The 6,455-nt window shown below is 74.5% G+C and carries 6 protein-coding genes and 1 rRNA gene; 6 read left to right on the forward strand and 1 reads right to left on the reverse strand.

Annotation, left to right across the window (positions count from 1 at the left end; all coding sequences use genetic code 11):
• The first annotated feature begins 12 nt into the window (after positions 1-12).
• The 6 genes from ACGF13_RS23700 to pcp all read left to right on the forward strand — a co-directional run bounded on the left by ACGF13_RS23700 (position 13) and on the right by pcp (position 6,287).
• Positions 13-978 carry a GlxA family transcriptional regulator gene (locus ACGF13_RS23700; RefSeq protein WP_392878182.1) on the forward strand — a complete coding sequence of 322 codons (966 nt, stop codon included), beginning with the start codon at positions 13-15 and terminating at the stop codon, positions 976-978.
• A gap of 81 nt (positions 979-1,059) precedes the next feature.
• Positions 1,060-1,974: an alpha/beta fold hydrolase gene (locus ACGF13_RS23705; RefSeq protein ID WP_392878184.1), complete on the forward strand. Its 915-nt coding sequence runs from the start codon at positions 1,060-1,062 to the stop codon at positions 1,972-1,974.
• Between the two features lie 79 nt (positions 1,975-2,053).
• A complete protein-coding gene (locus ACGF13_RS23710) occupies positions 2,054-2,815 on the forward strand; it encodes a MerR family transcriptional regulator (RefSeq protein ID WP_392878186.1) in 762 nt (253 codons plus the stop codon).
• A gap of 84 nt (positions 2,816-2,899) precedes the next feature.
• Entirely contained in the window at positions 2,900-4,114 is a 1,215-nt protein-coding gene (locus tag ACGF13_RS23715; RefSeq protein ID WP_392878188.1) for an MFS transporter, read from the forward strand.
• A gap of 156 nt (positions 4,115-4,270) precedes the next feature.
• Entirely contained in the window at positions 4,271-5,482 is a 1,212-nt protein-coding gene (locus ACGF13_RS23720; RefSeq protein ID WP_392878190.1) for an alpha-hydroxy-acid oxidizing protein, read from the forward strand.
• A 121-nt stretch (positions 5,483-5,603) separates the two neighbouring features.
• Positions 5,604-6,287, forward strand: a complete 684-nt coding sequence (gene pcp, locus ACGF13_RS23725; RefSeq protein ID WP_392878225.1) for a pyroglutamyl-peptidase I — start codon at positions 5,604-5,606, stop codon at positions 6,285-6,287.
• An 85-nt stretch (positions 6,288-6,372) separates the two neighbouring features.
• On the opposite strand, the gene rrf is transcribed toward pcp, so the two are convergent.
• A 5S ribosomal RNA gene (rrf, locus tag ACGF13_RS23730) occupies positions 6,373-6,455 on the reverse strand; the annotation flags it as partial.

Consider the following 6,455-nt stretch of genomic DNA (forward strand, 5'->3'; position numbering starts at 1 on the left):
TCGGATTCAGACATGAGGCGCCGGGTCGCCTTCCTCGTGTTCGACGGGGTGACGCTGCTCGACGCCAGCGGTCCGCTGGAGGTCTTCCACCAGGCCGGCCGGCGCGGCCACCCGTACGAGACCGTCCTGGTGTCGCCCGCGGGCGGCACCGTCACCGCCTCCAACGGCGTCTGCCTGGCGGGCACCACCACACCGCAGGACACCGAGGCGCCCCTCGACACGCTGGTGGTCGCCGGGGCCGACCACCTGGTCACCGAAGGCCCCGCCGAGCCGCTGCTCGCCGCCGCGGGCAGCCTCGCCCGGCGGGCGCGGCGGGTCGCCTCGGTGTGCAGCGGCGCCTTCGTGCTCGCCGCGCTCGGGCTGCTCGACGGCCGCCGGGCCACCACCCACTGGCGTCACGCCCCCGCCCTCGCGCAGCGCCACCCCCGGGTACGGGTCGAACCCGACGCCCTGCACATCCAGGACGGCCGCTACCACACCAGCGCCGGCATCAGCGCGGGCATCGACCTCGCCCTCGCCCTGGTCGAGCACGACCACGGGGCCGAGGCCGCCCGCGCCGTCGCCCGCGAACTGGTCGTCTTCATGCAGCGCCCGGGCGGCCAGTCGCAGTTCTCCACGGCCCTGGCCACTCCACCCGCCCGCAGCGACGTGCTGCGCGCCCTCACCAACGCCGTCCTCGCCGACCCCGCCGCCGACCACGGCCTGCCCGCGATGGCCGCCGGCGCCGCCGTCAGCACCCGGCACCTCACCCGGCTCTTCCAGGCCGAGTTGCACACCACCCCGGCCCGCTGGGTGGAACGCGTCCGCCTCGACCGCGCCCGGCAACTGCTCCTCGACGGCCACAGCGTCACCGCCGCCGCCCGGTACAGCGGCCTGGGCAGCGACGAGACCCTGCGCCGTGTCTTCGCCCGCCACCTGGGCACCACGCCGACGGAGTACCGCAACCGCTTCGCCAGCACCCACGACGGCACCGGCTGACGCCCGGCGGGAACCGCCACCGCCGGGTGCCGCCAGAAACGGCTTGACCTTGACGCTACGTCAGGGTTGGAGGCTTGCCGCATGAAGAACGAGAGCACTTCCACCGCCCCGCTCCACCCCCCGGTCGGCGGCTTCCGGGAGATCGACGGACGCCGCCTCCACGTGCACCGCCAGGGCGACGGCGGGCCCGCCGTCGTCTTCCTGCCCGGCGCGAGCGCGATCGGCCTGGACTACTTCGGGCTCCAGCAAGGCGTCTCGCGGTTCACCACCGCCGTGGTGTACGACCGCGGCGGAACCGGCTACAGCGACGAGGCCCCGCTGCCCCGCACCGCCGCCGAGGTCGCCGCCGAACTGCGGGGACTGCTGCGCGCCGAGGGCGTCCCCGGCCCATACGTGCTGGTCGCGCACTCGCTCGGCGGCGCCTACGCCCACGGGTTCGCCCAGCTGTACCCGCACGACGTCGCCGGGCTGGTCTGGCTGGACGCCTTCCACCGGGACTGGGACGACTTCGTGCCCGCCGAGGCGAGCCTGGCCGCCAGCGTCCGGATGTCGCCCACCGAGGAGCAGCTGCGGCAGGCGCTCCCGGCCATCCGGCGGATGTGCGAGGAACTGCTGGTGGACTACCCGGCGGACGTCCGGGACGCGGTGGTCGCGTACCACGTGAGCGAGCGCTGGATCCACGCCGGCATCGCCGAGCGCGCCTCGATGGCCGACCTGGCCGACGAGCTGCGGGCCGGCCCCGGCCTCCCCGACGTCCCGGTGATCGCGCTCACCCCGCTGGGCATCGACCCCGGCCAGCAGGCGCTGATGTCCGAGGAGACCCTGCGGGCGATGCACGACGGCAAGACCCGGCTGGACGCGGCCATGGTCGGCGCGGTCACCGACGGCGAGCAGCGCGTCCTCTCCGACACCGGCCACAGCCAGCTGGTCTTCGAGCGGGCCGATGCCGTGGTCCAGGCGATCCGCGACGTCGTGGACCGGGCGGGCCGCGCCTAGACTTCGTCCCGCGATCCCCCTCGACGTCCACCGCGACCTCGACCTCACCCCCCGACCTCGACAGAAGCGGAGCCGGACGGTGCTCACGATCAGTCAACTCGCGTCGACCGCCGGCGTGACCGTGCGCACCGTCCGCCACTACCACCAGGTCGGACTGCTGCCCGAGCCCGAACGTGACGGCTCCGGCTACCGCCGGTACAGCGCGCAGGCCGCGGTGGACCTCATCCGGATCAGGACGCTCGCCGACGCCGGGGTGCCGCTGGCCCGGATCCAGGCGCTGCTGCACGCGCGGCCGGAGGAGTTCGCCGCCGCCCTCACCGACCTCGACGCCGAACTGGAGCGCCGGATCGGGCAACTCACCGAGCACCGCCGCCGGATCGCCGACCTGGCGAGCGGCGAGCGGCTCGCACTGCCGCCCGAGGTGGTCGCCATCCTGGACCGGATGCGCGCGCTCGGGGTCAGTGAACGGTCGGTGCTGCTCGAACGCGACACCTGGATCCTGCTCCAGGTCCTGGACCCGGAGGCCATGCGCCGGGGCATCCGGGAGAAGAACGCCAGCTTCGACGACCCCGAGACGACGCGGCTGTTCCTGCTCTGCGACCGGTCGCTGGACTGGGAGCCCGACGATCCGCGGGTGGACCGGCTGATCGACGACCTGGACGCCTGGGAGCTCGCCCACGGCCGGGACAGCAGCCGACCTGGCAACCAGGCGGTGATCTTCGCCCGGATCGCCGAGGCCTCGCCGACCTGGCAGCGCATCCTCGGCGTGCTCGCCCACCGCGCCAAGGAGCGCCGCCTCGCCGGCGAGAGCCGGGCCGCGGCACCGCCGCGGAAGCGTTGACGTCGGATTCACGCCAGCCCAACCCCCGGTCGCACTGGTGGACTTCGGGTCACAGACCCACCACCCGTCGACAGGACCTCCGGCATGCCGACCGGCACCACCCCCCGCTCCGCTCCGCCCGCCCCGAAGCCCCACACCCGGGACGGCGGCACCCTCGCCGTCCTCGCCGTGACCACCGGGGTCTTCTCCATCGTCACCACCGAGATCCTCCCGATCGGCCTGCTGACCCCGATCGGCGCCACGTTCCGGATCTCCGACGGCACGACCGGGCTGATGATGACCCTGCCCGGCATCGTCGCCGCGGTGGCCGCACCCGTGGTGACCGTCGCGACCAGGCGCGCGGACCGGCGGACCATGCTCTGCGCACTGCTGCTGGTACTGACCCTGGCGGACCTGCTCAGCGCGCTCGCCCCGGCGTACTGGGCGCTGCTGACCGCCCGGATCGCCCTCGGCCTGGTCATCGGGGCGTTCTGGTCGATCGGCTCCGGGCTCGCGCCGCGCCTCGTCCCCGAGCACCGGCGGGCCCGGGCGAACACGCTGATCTTCTCCGCCGTGCCACTCGGCTCGGTGCTCGGCGTGCCGGCGGGGGTGTTCCTCGGGTCGCTGGCCGGCTGGCGGGCGGCCTTCCTCGCGATGGCCGCGCTGACCCTGGTCGCCCTGGCCGCCCTCCTGCGGTCGCTGCCGCCGCTGCCCCCGCTGACCGTCACCGGGCTGGGCGTGCTGCGCGGACTGCTGGCCGGTCGGGGCACCCGTACCGGCATCGCGGTGACTCTGCTGATCGTGCCGGCCCACTTCGGCAGCTACACGTACGTCACCCCCTTCCTCACCGGCACCACCCACGCCGGCACCGGACTGATCACCGCCCTGCTGCTCGTCTACGGCGCCGCCGGACTGCTCGGCAACGTCCTGGCCGGCGGCCGCGCGGCCCGGGCACTGCGGCCGGTGTTCGGCGCGGCGACCGTCCTGCTCGCCGCCGCGGCCCTGCTGCTGCCGCTGCTCGGCACCGGCGGTCCGGGCGCCGCCGTCCTGCTGACGCTCTGGGGCGTGGCGTACGGCGCCGTCCCGGTCTGCTCGCTCACCTGGTTCCTCGCCGCGGCCCCGCACGCCCCGGAGGGCGCCGGCGTGGTGTTCACCTCGGTGTTCCAGGCCGGCTTCTCGGTCGGCGCGCTGACCGGCGGCGTGGTGGTGGACCGCTCCTCCCCGACCACGGTCATGCTCCTCGGCGGGACGGTCGCGCTGCTCGCCTCGGCCGCGGTGTGGCGGTACGGCCACCGGGTCCGTCCCGCGCCGACGCCGTGACGCGCCCGTGCCCCGACCCTGGTCGTCGGCGCGGTTCGTGGTGAGAATGCCGGGGTGCCGTCAGCCCACCCGCACGTCCTGCGGGGTGGGCAGGTGGGCTGACGGCACCCCGCCGGGACGGTCCCGGGCGGGTGCGGACGGAAGGACGGCCGGCGGATGGGCAGCGAGCAGGTGGGCAGCGGTGGGCAGACGGCCCCGGCGTTCCAAGGGCGGTTCGGCGACTACCAGCACGAGATCTACCTGCGCGGGCTCGGCGGTGTGCTGCCGACGATGCCGATGGCCTTCACCGAGTTGGAGGCGCGGGCGAGCGCGGCCCTGGCACCCTCGGTGCTCTCCTACGTCGCGGGCGGGGCCGGGGACGAGTCCACCCAGCGCGCGAACGTCGCCGCCTTCGACCGGTGGGGCCTGGTGCCGCGGATGATGGTCGGCGCGAGCACCCGGGACCTCTCGGTGGAACTGTTCGGCCTGCGGCTGCCGACCCCGCTGTTCATGGCGCCGATCGGGGTGATCGGCCTGTGCGCGCAGGACGGCCACGGGGACCTCGCCACCGCCCGGGCCGCCGCCAGGACCGGCGTGCCCATGGTCGCCTCCACCCTGACGGTCGATCCGCTGGAGCAGGTGGCCGCCGAGTTCGGCGACACCCCCGGCTTCTTCCAGCTCTACACCCCCACCGACCGGGCGCTGGCCGAGAGCCTGGTGCACCGCGCGGAGGCCGCGGGCTACCGGGGCATCGTCGTCACCCTGGACACCTGGGTCACCGGCTGGCGCCCGCGCGACCTGGCCACCGCCAACTTCCCCCAGCTGCGCGGCCACTGCCTCGCCAACTACACCTCCGACCCGGTGTTCCGCGCCCGCCTCGCCAAGGCGCCGGAGGAGGACCCGCAGGCCGCCGTCCTGGAGTGGGCCGGCATCTTCGGCAACCCGCTGACCTGGGACGACCTGCCCTGGCTGCGCTCGCTCACCAACCTGCCGATCCTCCTCAAGGGCATCTGCCACCCCGAGGACGTCCGCCGCGCCAGGGACGGCGGCGTCGACGGCATCTACTGCTCCAACCACGGCGGCCGCCAGGCCAACGGCGGCCTGGCCGCCCTCGACCTGCTCCCCGACGTGGTCGCCGCCGCCGACGGGCTGCCCGTCCTCTTCGACTCCGGCGTCCGCTCGGGCACCGACGTCGTCAAGGCGCTCGCCCTCGGCGCCACCGCCGTCGGCGTGGGCCGCCCGTACGCCTACGGCCTGGCGCTGGAGGGCACCGACGGCATCGTCCACGTGCTGCGTTCCCTGCTCGCCGAGGCCGATCTGCTGATGGCCGTCGACGGCTACCCCACCCTGGCCTCCCTGCGCGCGGACGGTGCGCTGCGCCGGACCTGACGCGACATCGGGTCTCGGTGCCCACCGGAGCCCGGCGGGGCTTGCCGGGATATTCGGGACGGCCCTACGCTCGAACGGCACAAATCGGGTCCGTACGTTCCCATCGGCCGGGAGGTCCGCCATCATCCGAGTCCTGCTGACCGCCTTCGAACCGTTCGGCCGCGATCCCCTGAACTCGTCCCTGGAGGCGGGCCGGCTGGTCGCCGCCGCTCCGCCGGCCGGAGTGGCCCTGGAGTTCGCCGAACTCCCCTGGGTGTTCGGCGACTCGATCACCGCACTGCACCGGGCGGTGGCCCGCTTCGAACCCGACCTGGTCATCGCCACGGGCCAGGGCGGCAACCGCCCGGACCTCACGGTCGAGCGGGTGGCGGTCAACCTCGACGACGCCGTCCGGGGACCGGACCGGAAGGGCAACCAGCCGGTCGACCAGCCGGTCGTCCCGGACGGCCCGGCCGCGTACTTCTCCACCCTGCCCGTGAAGGCCTGCGTGGAGGCGGTCCAGCAGGCCGGGATCCCGGCCACCCTCTCGCACACCGCCGGCACCCTCCTCTGCAACCACGTCTTCTACGGGCTGGCGCACCTGATCGCCACCGAACGCCCAACGCTGCGTGGCGGGTTCGCGCGCCTGCCCTACCTGCCGAGCCAGGCGTCCGGCCAGGAGAAGAGCGCCTCGATGTCGGCGGAGACGGCGGCCGAGGGGGTGCGCATCCTGATCCGCAGCGCCGTGGCCACCCTCCACCCGCCGCCCGTCGGCACGGTGGCCGCACCGCGCCGGCGGAGCTGGCTGTCCCGCCGGGGCGGCTGACTGCCGGCGGGCATCGTTCCGCGGCAAGCCCGGAAACGCGAATAACCCCCATCCGGAATCCGGATGGGGGTTATTCAGAAGAATTGTTCGGCGGCGTCCTACTCTCCCACAGGGTCCCCCCTGCAGTACCATCGGCGCTGTGAGGCTTAGCTTCCGGGTTCGGAATGT

It is taken from the genome of Kitasatospora sp. NPDC048286, assembly GCF_043201735.1.
In the GTDB taxonomy this organism is placed as follows: domain Bacteria; phylum Actinomycetota; class Actinomycetes; order Streptomycetales; family Streptomycetaceae; genus Kitasatospora.